The organism is uncultured Sphingomonas sp., from assembly GCF_964021865.1.
Lineage (GTDB): Bacteria > Pseudomonadota > Alphaproteobacteria > Sphingomonadales > Sphingomonadaceae > Sphingomonas.
The window spans coordinates 50,856-68,603 of sequence record NZ_CAXIAM010000011.1 but is presented as its reverse complement, the minus strand read 5'-3'; the positions used below and the strand labels follow the sequence as shown (position 1 = coordinate 68,603).

The 17,748-nt window shown below is 67.8% G+C and carries 13 protein-coding genes; 7 read left to right on the top strand and 6 right to left on the bottom strand.

Annotation, left to right across the window (positions count from 1 at the left end; all coding sequences use genetic code 11):
* From AADI75_RS04945 to AADI75_RS04930, 4 genes are all read left to right on the top strand, one after another.
* Positions 1-599: thiamine pyrophosphate-dependent enzyme (locus tag AADI75_RS04945; RefSeq protein ID WP_341207935.1), on the top strand; the 599-nt coding region annotated here is incomplete at its 5' end.
* Between the two features lie 172 nt (positions 600-771).
* Entirely contained in the window at positions 772-1,776 is a 1,005-nt protein-coding gene (locus AADI75_RS04940) for an alpha-ketoacid dehydrogenase subunit beta (protein WP_341207937.1), read from the top strand.
* A gap of 5 nt (positions 1,777-1,781) precedes the next feature.
* A complete protein-coding gene (locus AADI75_RS04935; protein ID WP_341207934.1) occupies positions 1,782-3,104 on the top strand; it encodes a dihydrolipoamide acetyltransferase family protein in 1,323 nt (440 codons plus the stop codon).
* Between the two features lie 37 nt (positions 3,105-3,141).
* On the top strand, positions 3,142-3,966 hold the full coding sequence (locus AADI75_RS04930; RefSeq protein WP_341207933.1) for a hypothetical protein: 825 nt from the start codon (positions 3,142-3,144) through the stop codon (positions 3,964-3,966).
* Between the two features lie 15 nt (positions 3,967-3,981).
* Here the strand turns inward: AADI75_RS04930 and AADI75_RS04925 are convergent, their stop codons facing one another.
* Together AADI75_RS04925 and AADI75_RS04920 are read right to left on the bottom strand one after the other, a co-directional pair.
* Positions 3,982-6,153 carry a primosomal protein N' gene (locus tag AADI75_RS04925; protein ID WP_341207932.1) on the bottom strand — a complete coding sequence of 724 codons (2,172 nt, stop codon included), beginning with the start codon at positions 6,151-6,153 and terminating at the stop codon, positions 3,982-3,984.
* 69 nt (positions 6,154-6,222) lie between these two features.
* The gene (locus tag AADI75_RS04920; RefSeq protein ID WP_341207931.1) at positions 6,223-7,677 is read right to left on the bottom strand and encodes a diguanylate cyclase; all 1,455 of its coding nucleotides are present in this window, start codon (positions 7,675-7,677) and stop codon (positions 6,223-6,225) included.
* Between the two features lie 62 nt (positions 7,678-7,739).
* Between AADI75_RS04920 and AADI75_RS04915 the strand changes: the two genes are divergently transcribed.
* Positions 7,740-8,642 (top strand): tyrosine recombinase XerC, encoded by a 903-nt coding sequence (locus AADI75_RS04915; protein WP_341207930.1) that lies wholly within the window; start codon positions 7,740-7,742, stop codon positions 8,640-8,642.
* 37 nt (positions 8,643-8,679) lie between these two features.
* Here the strand turns inward: AADI75_RS04915 and AADI75_RS04910 are convergent, their stop codons facing one another.
* The 3 genes from AADI75_RS04910 to AADI75_RS04900 are packed head-to-tail and all read right to left on the bottom strand — an operon-like array spanning position 8,680 to position 10,688.
* Positions 8,680-9,279 (bottom strand): DedA family protein, encoded by a 600-nt coding sequence (locus AADI75_RS04910; RefSeq protein ID WP_341207929.1) that lies wholly within the window; start codon positions 9,277-9,279, stop codon positions 8,680-8,682.
* Between the two features lie 19 nt (positions 9,280-9,298).
* Entirely contained in the window at positions 9,299-10,276 is a 978-nt protein-coding gene (gene gshB, locus AADI75_RS04905; protein ID WP_341207928.1) for a glutathione synthase, read from the bottom strand.
* A gap of 31 nt (positions 10,277-10,307) precedes the next feature.
* Entirely contained in the window at positions 10,308-10,688 is a 381-nt protein-coding gene (locus AADI75_RS04900) for a YraN family protein (protein WP_028967043.1), read from the bottom strand.
* A gap of 190 nt (positions 10,689-10,878) precedes the next feature.
* On the opposite strand from AADI75_RS04900, the gene AADI75_RS04895 reads away from it, so the two are divergent.
* Positions 10,879-12,288: a diguanylate cyclase gene (locus tag AADI75_RS04895; protein ID WP_341207927.1), complete on the top strand. Its 1,410-nt coding sequence runs from the start codon at positions 10,879-10,881 to the stop codon at positions 12,286-12,288.
* On the opposite strand, the gene AADI75_RS04890 is transcribed toward AADI75_RS04895, so the two are convergent.
* Complete coding sequence (locus tag AADI75_RS04890) at positions 12,272-14,197, bottom strand: beta-N-acetylglucosaminidase domain-containing protein (protein WP_341207926.1); 1,926 nt, start codon at positions 14,195-14,197, stop codon at positions 12,272-12,274. The genes AADI75_RS04895 and AADI75_RS04890 overlap by 17 nt on opposite strands.
* A gap of 464 nt (positions 14,198-14,661) precedes the next feature.
* Here AADI75_RS04890 and AADI75_RS04885 point away from each other — a divergent pair, with 464 nt between their 5' ends.
* Positions 14,662-17,742: a TonB-dependent receptor plug domain-containing protein gene (locus tag AADI75_RS04885; protein ID WP_341207925.1), complete on the top strand. Its 3,081-nt coding sequence runs from the start codon at positions 14,662-14,664 to the stop codon at positions 17,740-17,742.
* Positions 17,743-17,748: the final 6 nt, after the last annotated feature.

The following is a 17,748-nucleotide window of genomic DNA, read 5'->3' as shown; positions in this document are numbered from 1 at the left end:
CGCTGACCTTCGCGACCGTCTATCGCGCGCCGGTGATCTTCAACGTCGTCAACAACCAATGGGCGATCAGCAGCTTCTCGGGCTTTGCGGGCGCGGAGGCGACGACCTTCGCGGCGCGCGCGGTCGGGTACGGGATCGCGGGGTTGCGTGTCGACGGCAATGACGCGCTGGCGGTGTATGCCGCGACCGCCTGGGCCGCCGAGCGCGCGCGCACCAATGCCGGGCCGACGCTGATCGAGCATTTCACCTATCGCACCGAAGGCCATTCGACCTCCGACGATCCGACGCAATATCGCTCGGCCGGCGAGCCGAATGCCTGGCCGCTCGGCGACCCGATCCGGCGCTTGCGCGACCATCTGGTCGCGATCGGCGAATGGGACGACACGCGGCAGGCCGATATGGACCGCGAAGTGGCGGAAGAGGTGAAGGCGGCGCAAAAGGAGGCCGAGAAGAACGGCGTGCTCGGGCACGGGCTTCGCCAGCCGCTCGACTCGCTGTTCGACGGGGTGTTCGAGGAAATGCCGTGGCATTTGCGCGAGCAGCGCCAGATGATGATCGACGAGGAAACCGCGAGCGGCCGGCCGTGGGACCGGAAGTGAGCGGCGTCGCATCACGCCCTGCCGTCATCCCCGCGAAAGCGCGGTTCCAGACGCGCAGGTCCTCGCAAGGGCCGGAAGGTCGGAGGTTCTGGATTCCCGCCGGCGCGGGAATGACGGAGTGGGTTGGATGAGCGTTACGATCGAACAAGCGGTGGACGACACCACCACCCGCATGAACATGATCCAGGCGATCAATTCCGCGATGGACGTGACGATGGCGCGCGATCCGGCGATCGTCGTGATGGGCGAGGATGTCGGCTATTTCGGCGGGGTGTTCCGCGCGACCGCGGGGCTCCAGAAGAAATACGGCAAGACCCGCGTCTTCGACACGCCGATCACCGAATGCGGGATCATCGGCGTCGCGGTCGGGATGGGCGCCTATGGCCTGCGCCCGGTGCCCGAGATCCAGTTCGCCGATTACATCTATCCCGCGCTCGACCAATTGGTCAGCGAGGCGGCGCGGCTGCGCTATCGCTCGGGCGGCGAGTTCACTGCGCCGCTGACGGTGCGCTCGCCGTTCGGCGGCGGGATCTTTGGCGGGCAGACGCATTCGCAGTCGCCCGAGGGGATTTTCACGCACGTCTCGGGGGTGAAGACCGTCATTCCCTCGACACCCTATGACGCCAAGGGGCTGTTGATCGCGGCGATCGAGGACAATGATCCGGTGATCTTCTTCGAGCCGAAGCGCATCTACAACGGACCGTTCAACGGCCATTGGGATCGCCCGGCGGAGAATTGGTCGAAGCATCCCGGCGGCGATGTGCCGACTGGTTACTATAAGATCCCGCTCGGTAAGGCGAATGTCGTGCGCGCGGGCGAGGCGGTGACGATGCTCGCTTATGGCACGATGGTGCATGTCTGCGCGCAGGTGGTCGCCGATACCGGGGTCGATGCCGAGATCGTCGACCTGCGCACGCTCGTCCCGCTCGACATCGAGACGATCGAGGCGAGCGTGAAGAAGACCGGGCGCTGCATGATCGTCCATGAGGCGACGCGCACCAGCGGGTTCGGCGCGGAGCTGGCGGCGCTGGTGCAGGAGCGGTGCTTCTATCACCTGGAAGCGCCGGTCGAGCGCGTCACCGGCTTCGACACGCCGTACCCGCACAGCCTGGAATGGGCCTATTTCCCCGGACCGGTGCGGATCGGGCAGGCGCTCAAGAAAATCCTGAAGGACTAAGGCAGATGACGCGTTTCACCTTCAAGCTGCCGGACATCGGCGAGGGCATTTCCGAGGCGGAAATCGTCGCGTGGCACGTTGCGGTCGGCGACCGGGTCGAGGAGGACCAGAGCCTTGCCGACATGATGACCGACAAGGCGACCGTCGAGATGGAATCGCCGGTGGCGGGCGTCGTGGTAGAGATCGCGGGGGCGGTCGGCGACCAGGTGTCGATCGGTGCGCCGCTGGTGGTGATCGAGACGGAGGAGTCGGGCGAGGTTGCTGCCCCCGCCACCGACGAAGCGACGCTGGAGGCGGAGAACCCCGGCGTCGAGGAAGCTTCTCCCCTCCCTGCAAGGGAGGGGCCGGGGGTGGGTCATGTGTCCAACGACGCGAACTCCGAGCATAACGCCCCGTCGAACCCCGAATCCCATGACCGTTCCTCGCAGATCAAACCCACCCCCAGCCCCTCCCTTGCAGAGAGGGGAGCGGTGCTCGCCTCCCCCGCGGTGCGTGCGCGCGCCAAGGACCTTGGCGTCGACCTCGCCGCGATCCGCGTTCCTGACGGCGAGCGTATCCGTCACGCCGATCTCGACGCCTATCTCCGCTACAACGCCGGGCAGGGCTATCACGCCCCGCACGCCACGCGCGCGCGCAACGACGAGCAGGTGCGCGTCATCGGGATGCGGCGGCGCATCGCCGAGAATATGGCGGCGGCGAAGCGGCATATCCCGCACTTCACCTATGTCGACGAGATCAACGTCACCGCGCTGGAGGCGATGCGCGCCGACCTCAACGCGCATCGCGGCGAGCGGCCCAAGCTGACGCTGCTGCCGCTGTTGATCGTCGCGATGTGCCGGACCTTGCCCGATTTCCCGATGCTCAACGCGCGTTATGACGACGAGGCCGGTATCGTCACGCGCGCAGGGCGCGTCCATGTCGGGATGGCGACGCAGACCGATGCCGGGCTGACCGTGCCGGTGATCCGCGACGCGCAGGACCGCAATGTCTGGCAGCTCGCGACCGAGATCGCGCGGCTGGCGGCGGCGGCGCGCGCCAGCAAGCTGACGCCGCAGGAACTGGGCGGCGGGACGATCACCGTCACCTCGCTCGGCCCGCTCGGTGGCATCGCGACGACGCCGGTCATCAACCGGCCCGAGGTGGCGATCATCGGGCCGAACAAGATCGTCGAGCGCCCGGTGTTCCGCGGCGACGAGATCGTCCGCGCGAAGCTGATGAACCTGTCGATCAGTTGCGACCATCGCGTCGTCGATGGCTGGGACGCGGCGAGCTATGTGCAGGCGCTCAAGACGTATCTGGAAACGCCGGTGCTGCTGTTCGCGGATTGATGGCAAAGTGACATGATCCGGGTGTAGGCACCCGGTCATGCATCTCGACCTGATCCAGTCGCTCAGCCTGTGCGGCGACGTCACCACGCCCAATGACGATCGCGCGGGGAGCAGCGCGCGGCTTGCGTGGGTGATCGACGGCGCGACCGATCTGTCGCCGCCGGGGCTGCTCGGCGCGCAGGGCGGCGCGGCGTGGCTGGCGGCGACCGCCGATGCTGCATTCGCGGCGGGGCCGGGCGATGACCTCGGCGCGACCTGTGCCCAGGTCTTCGCGACGGTCGAGGCGCGCTATGCGGCGCAGCGGCAGCGCGCGCCCGAAGGCGCATGGGAATTGCCGCGCGCGTCCTTTGCGGCGGTGCAACTGGTCGGCGACCTGCTGGAGGTCGCTTGGGCGGCGGATTGCGCGGTGCTGCGCGCGACCGGCGATACGGTCGCCTGGTGCACGCCCGCGCCCGATCGCGCGCGAGAGAGCGCACAGGCGGCGGCGCTGGGACCGGGAGTCGGGGCGACGAAGCTGCGTACCCCGGCGGTGCTTGCGGACCGCCGCGCCGCGCGGGCGCGACCTGGGCAAAAGGTACTAAGCGTCGATGCGGGCGAGAGCGCACGGGCGATCGAGACGGCGGGGGTCGCGATCGCAGCGGGTGACGATCTGCTGTTGATGAGCGACGGCATGGCGGCGCTGGTAGATTCCTATGCCGCCTACGATGCGGCCGGACTGATGGCGGCGCTGCGGTCGCGCGGGCTGGCGGCGCTGGGCGGCGAGCTGCGCGCGATCGAGCGGAGCGATGCGGCCTGCACACGCTATCCGCGGTTCAAGGCGAGCGACGATGCGACTGCCTTGTGGGTGCGTGTGGGGAGGTAGTCCGGGGCGGCGGGGCTACAGGAAACTATACGGGTCGACGTCGACCGCGACGCGCACTTTCGCCGGCCATTCCACTCCGCCGAGCCAGTCGCGGATCACGTCCTGCACGTCGAGCGCGCGGCGCGCATGGACGAGCAGCCGGAAACGGTGCCGCCCGCGCAGCATCGCCAGCGGCGCGGGGGCGGGGCCATAGACCTCCATGCCGTCGACACGCGGCGCGGCGCGGCCGATCGCGCGCGCGGTGTCATGCGCCGCGCCCTGATCCTCGCTCGATACGATGATCGCGGCATAGCGGCCGAACGGCGGCGCGCCAGCATCCTCGCGCGCCTCGGTTTCCGCCGCATAGAAGGCGTCGGCATCGCCGGTGACCAACGCCTGCATCACCTGCGCCTTCGGATTGTGCGTCTGGATATAGACATGACCGGGCTTGGTGCCGCGCCCGGCGCGCCCCGACACCTGCCGGATCTGCTGGAAGGTGCGTTCCGCGGCGCGCAGATCGCCGCCGTCGAGCCCGAGATCGGCGTCGATCACCCCCACCAGCGTCAGATTGGGGAAGTGATAGCCTTTCGTCACCAATTGCGTGCCGACGACGATGTCGATGTCGCCCGCCTCCATCCGCGCGACGAATTCGGCGGCCTTGGCAGGGCTCCAGATCGTGTCGGAGGTGACGATCGCGGTGCGCGCCGCCGGGAACAGCGCCGCGACCTCGTCGGCGATCCGCTCGACGCCGGGGCCGCATGCGACCAACGTATCCTCGTTCTGGCATTCGGGGCACAGTCGCGGCACCGGCTCGATATGCCCGCAATGGTGGCAGGCGAGGCGGCGGGTGAGGCGATGCTCGACCATCCAGGCGGTGCAATTGGGGCATTGGAAGCGATGCCCGCACGTCCGGCACAAGGTGAGCGGGGCATAGCCGCGGCGGTTGAGGAACAGCAGCGACTGTTCGCGCCGCTCCAGCGCCGCATCCATCGCCTTGACCAGCCGCGGGCTGATCCAGCGGCCGCGCTCGGGCGGCTCGGCGATCAGGTCGATCGCTTCGATCGTCGGCATCTGCGCGACGCCGAAGCGGCCGGGCAGCTTGACCTCGGCATATTTGCCGAGCGCGACCTGATGCCGCGTCTCGATCGCCGGGGTGGCGCTGGCGAGGATCACCGGGCACGCCTCGAACAGCCCGCGCATCACCGCAACGTCGCGCGCGTGATAATGGACGCCGTCCTCCTGCTTGAAGCTGGTCTCGTGCGCCTCGTCGACGACGATCAGCCCGAGATTGGCGTAAGGGAGGAACAGCGCCGAGCGCGCGCCGACCGTCACGCGCGCCGCGCCGCTGGCGATCGCGCGCCACGCACGGCGGCGCTGCGTCGCGCGCAAGCCGCTGTGCCACGCGACCGGCTCGCAGCCGAAACGGTCGTGGAAGCGCTTCAGGAATGGCTCGGTCAGCGCGATCTCGGGGAGCAGCACCAGCACCTGCCTGTCCGAACGGATCGCGGCAGCGACCGCCTCGAAATAGACTTCGGTCTTGCCCGAACCGGTGACGCCGTCGAGCAGGGTCGGGCGGAAGGCGGCGGCGGTGACGCCGTCGACCAGCGTCGCGGCGGCGGCGCGCTGGTCGTCGGACAATGTCGGCGGCGCATGATCGGGGTCGGGGACCGGATAGGGGCTGTCGATGTCGACCGGTACGCCGTCGAGCGCGCCGGCCTTGACCAGCCCGCGGATCACCGCGTCGCTGACATCGGCGATCGTTGCCAGTTCGCGGATCAACCCTTGCCGGTCGCCGATCCGCTCCAGCGCCTGTTCACGCTGCGCGGTCAGCCGTTCGGGGACATGGCCGGTGGCGCGATATTCGACGACGCTGCGCCCGCCCTCCAGCGCGGCGGTCGAGGATAAGGCCATCCGCACCACCGCGGCGGGCGGGGCGAGATAATAATCGGCGGTCCATTCGATCAGTCGCCGCAGCGGCGCGCGCAGCGGCGGCACGTCGGCGACCGCGAGCAGGTTGCGAAGGCGATTGTCGCCGACCTCGGCATCGGACGGCATCCGTTCCGCCTCCCAGGCGACGCCGAGCAACTGGCGCGGGCCGAGCGGCGCGACGACCACCGATCCCGGCTCCACGCTCATGCCATGCGGCACCCGGTAATCGAGCGGGCCGAGGGCGGAGTTCAGGACGATGACGCGCGCGCGGGAGGACATTGCCGCCCATATGGGGCGCACGCGAGTCGGAGGGAAGCGGCGCGTGTGCCTACGTCCGCGCCGCGCCGCTCAGGCGACGCGGCGGACGTAGGGCATGCCGACGCGTGCGCGCTTGGCGGAGTAGAGGATCGCGTCGGCGCGGCGCGCGAAGTCGCGGAGCGAATGACAATCGTTGTCGAACGGCGCGATCCCGACCGAGCCGGCGCTGTTCATCGTCACGCCGGACGCCTCGACCGAGATGTGGAGCGCCGCCTCCAGCCGCCCGTGCAAGCCGGCGATGTCGGCCAGCAAGGCCGGATGCTCGACGATCACCGCGAATTCGTCGCCGCCGATCCGCGCCGCGACGCTGCCCATCAGCCAGGGCTCGCTGAGCGCCTTGCCGGTCAGCCGCAGCACGTCATCGCCCGCGCCATGCCCCAGCGTGTCGTTGATTGCCTTGAACCCGTCGAGATCGATCAGCGCGAGATGAAGCGGCGTACGGTCGTGACGGGCACGCGTCATCGCCGCCTGCAGCTCCCGATCGAAGGCGGCACGGTTCGCGATTCCCGTCAGGGCGTCGGTGTCGGCGGAGCGGCGTAGCTGCTGTTCGAGCGCGTAGCGTTCGGTCACGTCCTGGAACACGCCGACCATCGCGACGACCCGGCCGTCGACGATTTCGGGATCCCCCATCGCGCGCACGCGTCGCGCCCGGCCATCGGCTGTGAGGAAGTCGGTCTCGATCGAGAACGGCGTGCCATTCGCCACTGCATCGGCAAGGGCGGTTTGCACGATGTCGCGGCTGTGTTCGGGGTAGAAGCGCATCGCATCGTCGAGCAGCGGCTTATGCCCGACCGGCAAGCCGTGAATGCGGTACACATTGTCCGACCATTCGAGCCGCCGTTCGTCGATAGACAGCCGCCACGATCCGATCGCCGCGATCTGCTCGGCCTGCCGAAAGATGCGGTCCTGCCGGCCAAGGCGGGTGACCAGTTCCTCTCCCGTGGTCGCGATATGGATCGCCTTCAGCGCGGTGCGACGCGCCTCCAGCAGCGCCTCGGCAAGCGTGGCGAGATGGGCCAGTGCGGCAAGCTCGCGCGGATCGGCGGAGCGCGGGACGCTATCGACGACGCACAGCGTGCCCACCGCGCGGCGTACGCCGTCGGGATCGGCGACACGCAAGGGCGCACCCGCATAGAAGCGCACGCCGACATCGGTCACGAGCGGGCTATGACGGAACCGCTCGTCATCCAGCGTATCGTCGATCACGGTCATGCGATCGTCGACGACGGTGCGGTCGCAAAAGGCGGTATCGCGCGCGAAGGTCATCGCGCCTGGCGTCGTCCGCGCCTTCACGAACAATCGATCGTTGTCGACCAGGTTCAGCAGCGCTGTCGAGCAGCCGAGCAGTTCGGCCGCGAGCGCGACCAGCGCGTCGAACTCGCGCTCCGGCGCGGTGCCGAGCAGTGCAAGTGCCTGTAACGCCGCGGCGCGCGCCGTTTCGGCAGGGCGATCATAGCAGGGCAGGTCAGGCGTCATGTCGGTCATGTAGCGGCGATAACGTTAATTTTGATTTGCCATTTCCTTTCATGCGCGAGAGATGCGACGGGGTGAGCGATTTGTCGGCCCCGCTACCGCTGCCGGTCCAATGGTCGGTGCATCTGGCGCGCGACCGGCGTCGGTCGGAGCATACCGTGCGCGCCTATCGGTCCACGGCGGAGCGCTTGCTGACGTTCCTGGGAACGCATTGGGGCGAAAAATTGGACCGTGCCGCGCTGTCGCGTGTCACTGCCGGAGACGTGCGCGCCTATCTGGCGCACCGCCGGGGCAACGGATTGTCGAATGCGTCGGCGGCGCGCGAACTGTCGGCGGTGCGCGGGTTCCTCGAGTGGGCAGGCGGTGTCGGTGCGGCGCCGCGGATGAAGGGGCCGCGCGTGAAGAAAGGCGTGCCGCGCCCGATCTCCCCGGACGAGGCAGTGGCGCTGGCCACCGACGTGATGGAGGAAAGCGACGAGCCGTGGGTGGCGGCGCGCGACTGGGCGGTGCTGCTGCTGCTGTACGGCGCGGGGCTGCGGATCGGCGAGGCGCTGGCGCTGACGGGCGCGGTGCTGCCGCTGGGCGAGACGTTGCGCGTCACCGGAAAGCGCGACCGGACGCGGATCGTGCCCGTGTTGCCGCCGGTGCGCGCCGCGATAGAGGAATATGCGGCGAAGGTGCCGTGGCCGATGTCGCGCGAGGCGCCGCTGTTCCGCGGGGTGCGCGGCGGGGCGCTGGATGGCGGGATCGTGCGGACGCGGGTGCGTGCGGCGCGGGCGCGGCTGGGCCTGTCGGAGCGAACGACGCCGCACGCGTTGCGGCATAGCTTCGCAACGCATCTGCTGGGGCGCGGGGCGGACCTGCGCGCGCTGCAGGAATTGCTGGGGCATGCGAGCCTGAGTTCGACACAGGTCTATACCGGGGTGGATGCGGCGCATCTGCTGGATGTGTACCGGGCGGCGCATCCGCGGGGGTAGATCATTCCCGCCCTCGCGGGAACGACGGAGTGGGGGGTCAGCCGCGCGGTTTCCATGTCGCGACGCGCCAGCCGTACCACGCGAGCGCCAGCACCGTCAGTGCGATCCCGAACGGCCCGACGTAACGATCCAGTTCGGCGAAACGGCTGCCGAGATAGAAGCCCGCGCCCGCCAGCACGCCGTTCCAGATGATGCTGCCCGCAAAGGTCATCAGCAGAAAGCGCGGCATCGGCATCGCCGCCATGCCGGCGGGCAGCGAAATCATCGTGCGGAACGTCGGCATGAAGCGGAAGACGAAGATCACCCAGCCGCCGTGATCGTGGAGGAAGCCGCGCACGCGCTCGACGTCGCTCCACTCCATCGTCAGCCAGCGGCCGTGCCGCTCGACGAAGGGGCGGAAGCGCGCATAGCCGAGTCGCCGCCCGATCGCATACCAGAAGACGTTGCCCGCCGTGGTCCCGGCGGTGCCCCACAATAGCAAGGGCACGATATCCATCTGTCCGCGCGCGACCGCGATCCCGCCCAGCCCCATGATGACCTCGGACGGGATCGGCGGGACGACATTCTCCAGCGCCATCAGCAGGAAGATGCCGAGATAGCCGCCCGCGACGATCCAGTGGATGATGAAGTCAGTCACAATCGCGGCAACGGCTCCGTCAGCGCGCGCGTTCCTTCAGCCGGCGATCGACCGCATTCCAGATCAGCCCGGCGACATCAGTGCCGTCGAATGTCTCGATCGCGACGATCCCGGTCGGCGAGGTGACGTTGATCTCGGTCAGCCACTCGCCGCCGATCACGTCGATCCCGACGAAGATCAGCCCGCGCCTTTTCAGCTCCGGGCCGAGCGCGTCGCAGATCTCGCGCTCGCGCGGCGTCAGTTCGGTCTTCTGCGCCGAGCCGCCGACCGCGAGGTTCGAACGGATCTCGCCTTCGCCGGGCAAGCGGTTGATCGCGCCCGCGACTTCGCCGTCGACCAGCACGATGCGCTTGTCGCCCTTCGCCACCGCGGGGAGGAACGCCTGCACCATGTGCGGCTCGCGCCACGTCTGGTTGAACACCTCGATCAGTGCCGAGAGGTTCTCGCCCGCGGCGCGGACGTGGAAGATCGCCTTGCCGCCGTTGCCGTGGAGCGGCTTGACGACGATCTCGCCATGTTCGGCGAGGAACGTGCGCGCCTCGTCGAGCGAGCGTGTCACCAGCGTCGGCGGCATGAAGCGCGCATAATCGAGCACGAACACCTTTTCGGGGGCGTTGCGGACGCTGACCGGATCGTTGACGATCAGCGTCCGGTCCGCAATCCGCTCCAGCAGGTGCGTGGCGGTGATGTAGCCGAGGTCGAACGGCGGGTCCTGTCGCATCAGCACCACGTCGGCCTCGTCGCCGAGATCGAGCGCGACCGGCTCGCCGAAGCGGAAGTGATCGCCCGCCCCTCCTTTTTCCGGCCGCTGCACGGTCACCGGATGCGCCTTCGCCCAGACGCGCCCGTCGCGATAGTTGAGCGCATCGGCGGTATAGTGGAACAGCCGGTGGCCGCGCGCCTGCGCCGAGAGCATCAGCGCGAAGGTGCTGTCGCCCGCGATATTGATCTGATCGAGCGGGTCCATCTGGACGGCGACGGTTGGCGGCTGGGTCATGGCGCGGATGTAGGGCGCGGGGCCGCGGCTGTCAGTAGCCGATCCACGCATTCTCGATATGCCGCGGGCGCGTGCCGGGAGCGAGCAGGATCACGTCGACGCGGATGTCCTCGCCCGCGGCGGCGTAGCGCGGCATCAGCACCTCCGCGGCGGCGGCGACGCGCGCGAGGCGGCGCTGGTCGATCGCGTGATCGAGTTCGGCGGGGCTGCGGCGTGCCTTGACCTCGACGAAGGCGACCAACGCGCCGCGTCTGGCGACGAGATCGACCTCACCGGCGGGCGTGCGGACCCGGCGGTCGAGAATCTGCCAGCCCTTGAGCCGCAGCCACCAGGCCGCCAGCCGCTCGCCGCGCCGGCCGCTTTCCTCCGCGACGCGGCGGGTGGCGGTGGAGCGGGGGCGGGGCGGGCGCATCGAGGGTGAGGATGGCGGCAGTGGGTCGTGGCGGCAAGCCCGCAAATGTCGAAGGTTGAGACGCTGGCGTGACGAGGAGGGTGCCGCCGGATGCTTCACCCCACCTATGCCGCTGGTGCACCCGTTTGAAGAACCACGGGATTAAGCATTTATTTACTAACCTGGATGCTATTGGACCCCGGAGGGTGCGATGCGGACAGCAGAGATCGCGAAGGATGTCACCCGGCTGTTTCTGGCGGCGGGCGGATTGTATTTCATCGCTGCCGCCTCGACGATCCACCTGACGAGCAACGGACGCGATATTGCGGCATTCTGGCCAGCAAACGCGATCTTGGTCGCGCTGTTGTTGGCCGACGAGCGGCCGCGGTGGACACCGGTACTCTCCGCCGGTTTCCTGGCCAATCTCGCCGCCAACCAGATCACACGCGGAACGCTGGCCGGACCGATGCTGTACGGGGCGACCAACATGATCGAGGTCGCGCTTGTCGTCGCACTCCTGCGGCGATGCGCCGATGAAGAGGGCGTCTTACAAACGACGTCGGCGGTCATCCAGTTCATCCTTATCGCGGGACTTATCGCGCCGGCGATCAGTGGGGTGTTCGGCAGCGTGACTGCTTGCTACTTCTTCGGCGAGCCGTTGCTGAAATCGTATGTCAGTTGGGTAGCGAGCGACGGGCTGGGTCTGCTGGTTTTTACGCCATTCCTGCTGTCGGCGTTTCAGGGCGATCTGTTGCTCTGCCTGCAGCGCAAGACCTGGTCGAGACGGGCCGAAGGCTTCGGGTTGCTGTTGCTCGTGGGACTGGTCGGCTATCAGGTGTTCATCGTCGCTCCGCGGCCGAGCCTGTTCTTGCTGTTCCCGCCGCTGATGCTGGTCACCTTCCGCGTAGGCCATGTCGGAACCAAGGCGGCAGTGATGATCGTGGCGATCATCGGCGGTATCGCCACGATGCACGGGCATGGTCCAGTGGCGATGATCACCGACGATCCGGCGGAGCAGGCGCATCTGCTGCAAGTGTTCCTCGCGCTGCTGTTGCTGACGTGTCTGCCAGTGGCCGCAGAGGTGACCGCGCGGGCGCGGCTGGCGGCACGGCTGGATGCGCACGATCGCGAGATGACGCTGCGTGCAACCTATGATCATCTGACCGGGGTCCATAACCGGCGCGCCTTCGAGGAGGCCGCGACATCGATACTCGAACGTTCGGCGGCCGGTCTGATCGTCATCGACTTCGATCATTTCAAGTCCGTCAACGATCGCTGGGGACATCTGGTCGGCGATCGCGCCTTGCAGCATCTGGCGGCAGAACTTCGCGCCGCCGTGGGCGACGCCGGAGTGATCGGGCGGATGGGCGGTGACGAGTTCGTGGTGCTGGTGCCCGGCGCGGATCTCGACGCCGCCATCGCCACCGCCGGGCAAATCCGGCAGCACATCCAAGCGGCCCCCCTGAATATCGATGCGCAATCGATCCTGCTGATCGGCTTGAGCATCGGGGTGGCTTCGGCACGAGCGGGCGAAAGCCTGGACGATGTCGTGCAGCGCGCAGATGTAGCGCTCTACGATGCGAAAAAGGCGGGGCGAAACACGATTAGGGTCGCGGCGTAGCGTCCCTGATCAGGCCGGGTGCGTCGTCGACGAAGCGGTCGAGTACGCCATCGGCGATGCGGATCGTGCCGTCGAAACGGGTGGCGCCGGGGATGGTCCTGACCGCCGCCGCCTCGGCTGCCAGCCGTTGCGCGTCGGCGAAGTAGCGCGCGGCGGCGGGGCTGCGCGCGTCGGCGGCGGCGAGGCCGGCGGCGGTCTGTTGCAGCGAGCGGCCCCAGAGCGCGAGCGCGTCGAGCCACGGGCGGGCCTGTTCGGTGAAGGACGCGTCGGCCACGCCGGCGCGGATCGTGTCGGGGGCGGCGGCAAGGTCGTCGGCGGCGCGGGTGAGGTCGGCGATCGCCTGCGCGCGCGCGTCGGCGTCGCCGTCCGCAAGTGCCTCACGGATGCGGGTGAGCAGCGCGTGGAGCCGGGGGGCCTGTTCCTGCCACGGCTGGCTGCCGAAGGTCGGGGCCATGTGCTGCGTGTCGAAGAAGGTCAGCAACGCCGTGGTCGCGTGCGGATCGCCACCGGCCAGCTCGCGCGCCGACCAGTGCCACGTCCGCTGCGCGTCATAGTCCTTGTCGTTCCACGCAAACGCCAGCACGCCGGTGACCGCGACGCGGCTGGGCGCTTCCTGGTTCATCGGATTGGACAGGATGCCGGTCAGCTCGCCCGCCAGCCCGGCCTCGCGGCGCGTATAGGGCGCCATCAGCAGCCGCCCGGTGGTCTGCGCAAAATCGTTGACCGGATAATTGTCCCACAACAGCGTCTTGCGTCCGAATGCCTTGGTCGCGGCCTTTGCATCGGGGATCGAGATCGCGGGCGGCACGACATCGGTGCCGGTCCATTGCACCACCACCCTGGGATCGAGCGTGTCGCGCAGCGACGCCTTGTAGGGCGTCTCCTTGGCGTCGTAATATTCGGTGGGCACCATGATCAGCGGCGGCGCCTTGGGATCGCGGCGCGTCAGGTCGGCCTGCACCGCATTGAGCAATTGCGCCTGCGCCTTGCCCGCGGCGCCCGCGCCCGAGGGGCCGAATGCGGCCTGGTCGGCGTCGCAATTCCACTTCTTATATTCGATGTCGTCGAGCGCGACGTAGAAGCGGTGGATGCCGATCGCGCGCAGTGCGTCGAACTTGGTGCGCAGCGCCTGAAGATCGGCGGGGGCGGAGAAGCAGATGCTCGGCCCCGGCGAGATCGCATAGACGAAGTCGACGTGATTGCGCGTCGCCGCCGCCGCCAGCGTGCCGAGCTGCGTCAGCGTCTCGGCGGGATAGGGCTCGCGCCAGCGGTCGCGCGCATAGGGATCGTCCTTCGGGCTGTAGACATAGGTGTTGGCCTTGACGGTCGCGAGGAAGTCGAGGTGGCGGGTGCGCTCGGCCATCGTCCAGGGCTTGCCGTAGAAGCCCTCGATCGTCCCGCGCACCGGCATCGCGGGGTGGTCGCGGATCACCAGCGCGGGGAGGGTGGGGCGCCGGACGAGCTGGCGGAGCGTCTGGACCGCGTGGAACAGGCCGTCCGCGTCTTGCCCGGCGAGCGTGATCGTGTTCGTCGCCGGGGCGATCGTCAGCGTATAGCCTTCGCGCGCCGCGTCGGCGGTGGTGCCGGCCAGCGCGGTGCGGACGATGGCGGCATCGGCGAGGCCGAGGACGATCTGCGGCTGCGTCGGCGCGCGATCGAGGCGGTGCGCGGTGGCGATCGTCTCTACACCGGCGGTGCGAAGGATCTGGCTGGCGAGCGCCACGGTGACGGCGTCGGTGCCGGGCGCGGCGACCAACGTGACATGGCGGCCCAGCACCATCGTCTCGGCACCGAGCGTCAGCTCGGTGGGCGCGGGGAAGATTGCGGGGCGGGTCGCGACCTGCGCGGCGAGCGGGGTGGACGACAGGAGCGTGGCGACCAGCAGGGGCAGGCCGATGCGGCGGGTCATGTCGTTCTCCGGTACGCCATTGGTATTAAGCATTGTCGTAGGGTGTTGCCGGTGTCGGGGCAACTGCACTCATCGCCCTCCGGCCGCCATCCGAACTTGCTTCGAAATCCGGGCTTGTCCGCCGAGCGTCACGCACGGTCGGGGTGAAGTCGGGAAGCGCTCGTCAAATGCAGCCAGACGAGCCGCTGATGTGACGTTCGCCGGTGCCAGTGCACGAGGTGGAGCAGGTCGCTTGTTCTTGCCAACGGTCTGCAGGGACGATGGAACTGCGCAAGTCGTTCGTCGGCAATTGATGAAATAACAACGACTTACTTGTGCGGACGCGGAAAGGATTGAGCAATTTGGTATCGTACCATTGCCAAGTCCGCAAAAAGAGTTTGTACTGATAAAAGAGCGGGAAGGCGTAAAGTCGCTGCCCGCCGACACGGGGACGAGCTGCAAAGCTCAAACGGGGGGATAATTACTTGAGAAACGTTGCTTTTCTTGTGGCGGCAAGCTCGCTTGCCATTGCATGCGCGGCACCTGCCGCTGCACAGGCCGGCCAGGCAGTCGATACGGGCGCCGATGCCGCCAAGAGCGAGAGCCGGCAGAATGCCGAGCGCGAGGATGCGCGGCTGGACGCCGACAAACGCAGCCAGTCATCGGACACCGGATCGGGCGACGTCGTCGTCACCGGCTCGCGGATCGTCAATCCGAACCTCGCCTCGGCCGCGCCGATCCAGGCGATTTCCGCGCAGGAGATAAAGCTCAGCGCCGCGGTCAACATCGAAGATGTGCTGAACCGCCTTCCGCAGGTCGTGCCGTACAATCCTCAGGCCGACGACGAGGGCAACGGCACCGCGCGGGTCAGCCTGCGCAACATCGGCGGGTCGGGCGCCGCGGCGCTGGTCCTGCTGGACGGGCAGCGACTGGGCGGCCAGGTGGCCACCGACGTCAATGCCATCCCGCCGGCCTTGGTGCAGCGGGTCGACGTGCTGACCGGCGGCGCCGCCGCAGTCTATGGCCCCGACGCGCTGACCGGCGTGGTCAACTTCGTGCTGAAGAAAGATTTCAAGGGCGTCCAGGTCGACGCCAATTACGGCTTCTTCAACCATATGAACCGGCGCAACATCGTGACCGCCACCGCGCAGTCACGCGGGTTCGACGTGCCGCTGGGGCTGACCAACGACGGCGCGCGCGCGACGATCAACGTCGCCGCCGGTACGCGGCTGTTCGACGATCGCCTGTCGCTGACCGGCTATTTCAGCTACCGCCATACCGACAATCTGCCCTACACGTCGCGTTCGACGCAGGCCTGCCACCTGTTGCAGGCGGGCATCGACGGTGCGCTGAGCTGCGACAGCACGCTCTATTCGCGGTTCGGCTATATCTACAAGCTGGGCGGTACGCCGCAGACCAATGCGCGCGATGGCGATAGCCGCGTGTTCCGCCCCTACAGCAACACCCAGAACGCGACCACCGACCGTCAAAACCGCATGGACAGCAGCTATCAGATGCTGCGCGGCAACGAACGCTACAATGCCGGCGGCTTCCTGTCGTTCAAGGCGACCGACTGGGCCGAACTGTACGGCAGCTTCATGTACACCCGCAACACCAGCCAGGGCACGTACATCCCGGCGACGATCGGCGAGGGGATGAACGGCGACGACGGCTATCAGCTGAACTGCAACAACCCGCTGATGTCGGCGCAGCAAGCGCAGGTGCTGTGCGGCGCGCAGGCGGGCACGTCGGCGACGGTGCCGATCGACTTCGGCTATCGCTTCGCCCGCTTCCCGACCCGCACGATCGACTATCGTCAGGTCTATAATCGCGCAACACTGGGCGTCCGCGGCGACTTCGCCGAGGCGTGGCACTATGACGTCGGCGGCGTGTGGGCGAAGGCGATCGTGGGCAGCGCGATCAACCGCAACTGGGACCCGTCGGCGACCAACATCGCCAGGGCGCTCAACGTCGTCAACGTCAACGGCGTGCCGACGTGCGTGTCCAAGGTCAACGGCACCGACCCCAATTGCGTGCCGCTCGACATCTTCCGCGGCAATTCGGGCGATCCGGCCGCGTACAACTACATCTTCCAGTATGCGCCGAACGGGCCGACCCGGAACGTGAGCTATTTCGCCGACGTGCAGGCGAACCTGAGCGGCGACCTGGGCCATTACGGCGTCCGCTCGCCGCTGGCGACCGACGGCGTGCAGATCAGCCTGAGTGCCGAGTTCCGCCGCGACGTCGCGACGAACTTCACCAGCGCCGACTATAATTCGATCATCCAGGGCACGCCCAACCCGTCATCGTCGTCGCGCGGCACGCAGACCGCCAAGGAGCTGGCCGGCGAAATCCAGATCCCGCTGATCCAGGACCAGTCGTGGACGCACCTGCTGGGCTTCAGCGGCGGCTATCGCGCGTCCAACTACGATACCTCGACGCGGACCTTCTTCAGCACGTGGAAGCTGGAGGGCACCTGGGCGCCGGTGGAGGACATCCGGTTCCGCGTCGCGCGCAATTTCGCCTCGCGCGCGCCGAACGTGTTCGAGGCGACCGAGAGCATCAACTACAACCGCAACATCAACTTCGTCGATCCGTGCGGGGCCAACCCGAACGGCGGTGCGCCGCTGGCCAGCCAATCGGCCTGCGCGCTGCAGCCGGGATTCCAGCCATCGACCTATGGCAGCGCCGCGCTGGTCTGCCCCGACGCGGGCTGTCTCTATCGTACCGGGGCGGTCGATCCGAAGCTGGGGCCGCAAACCGCCAACACCCTGACCTACGGTCTTGTGGTGACGCCGCGCTTCCTGCCGCGCTTCAGCCTGTCGGTCGATCGGTACGAAATCCGCTACACCAACCAGATCGTCGGGCTGGATCAGGACACGATCGTCAACAACTGCATCGCCTATGCGACCGATCCCAGCGACCTGAACCGCATTTCGTGCCAGCAGTTCGTCCGCAACGGCAACGGCACGCTGTTCGGCAGTGTCGACAGCCCGAGCAACGGCTATCTCAGCTCGCTGGTGCTCAACGTGCCCAACAAGATCGGCACGACCGGCTATGACTTCCAGGCGCATTACGACCTTCCGGTCAGGTCGGTCGGCAGCTTGGCGGCCGACTTCAACGGCGGGCTGGTCACCAGTGCAGCCTCCGTGTCAAACCAGAGCGGCAGCGTCGGCTATTTCGGCGATGGCGTGGGCAATCCGATCCCCAAGTGGCGGCACAACCTGCGCGCGACCCTGACCGGGCAGGACGGGCTGTTCCAGATTTCGGGCAACTGGCGCTACATCTCGGCCACGCGCAGCGGAACGCTGCTGAAGGGGCAGGTGCAGAATACGTTCGCGCGGATTCCGGCCTATAGCTACTTCGATCTGGCGGCGAACGTGAATATCGCCAAGCGCATGACCCTGGGCGTCGCGATCAACAACCTGCTCGACAAGGATCCGCCGATCATCCCGGCGCGGGGCGGCAACAACACCTATTCCATCAACGGCTGGCAGAATTCGCCCGTCAATTTCTATGACATCTATGGCCGGTACATCCAGTTCTCGGTCAGCGCCAACTTCTGATCCGCG